The sequence below is a fragment of the Lysinibacillus sp. LK3 genome, from assembly GCF_001043675.1.
Taxonomy (GTDB): domain Bacteria; phylum Bacillota; class Bacilli; order Bacillales_A; family Planococcaceae; genus Lysinibacillus; species Lysinibacillus capsici.
Genome location: NZ_LDUJ01000053.1, coordinates 1 through 763, shown reverse-complemented (window position 1 = coordinate 763; position 763 = coordinate 1). Strand labels below are relative to the sequence as shown.

The 763-nt window shown below is 42.2% G+C and carries 1 protein-coding gene; it reads left to right on the top strand.

Going from position 1 to position 763, the window contains the following annotated elements; genetic code table 11:
• On the top strand, positions 1 to 763 hold a 763-nt coding region (locus tag VK91_RS22180; RefSeq protein ID WP_048395944.1), incomplete at both ends, for an aldehyde dehydrogenase family protein.

Here is a 763-nt window from a genome sequence, read left to right as displayed (position 1 = left end):
TAGCGTATAAATTTATCGAAGTATTAGAAGAAGCTGGTCTTCCAGCAGGTGCGGTGAACTTCGTACCAGGTTCTGGTGCTGAAGTAGGTGACTACTTAGTCGATCATCCAAAAACACGCTTCATCAGCTTCACAGGTTCACGTGATGTTGGCTTACGTATCAACCAACGTGCATCTGTATTAAACGAAGGCCAAATTTGGATTAAACGTGTCATCGCTGAAATGGGCGGTAAAGATACAATCGTAGTGGATAAAGAAGCAGATTTAGAATTAGCTGCACAATCCATCGTAAAATCAGCATTTGGTTTCTCAGGTCAAAAATGTTCAGCATGTTCTCGTGCTGTCATCGTAGAAGATGTATATGAGCAAGTGGTAAATCGCGTAGAAGAGTTAACAAACGCTTTAACAGTGGGTGACCCAACTGATTACAGCAACTTCATGGCAACAGTTATTGACCAAGCAGCATTCAATAAAATTACAGAGTACATCGAAATCGGTAAAGGCGAAGGTCGTTTAGTAGCTGGTGGTACAGCAGACGATTCAGTCGGCTACTTCGTACAACCAACTGTATTCGCGGACGTAGATCCTTCTGCTCGTATTATGAAGGAAGAAATCTTCGGACCAGTGGTAGCCATTGCAAAAGCAAAAGATTTCGACCATGCGATTGAAATTGCAAACGATACAGAATACGGTTTAACAGGCGCTGTTATCACAACAAACCGCATGAACCTAGAAAAAGCACGTGAAGAATTCCATGTAGGAAA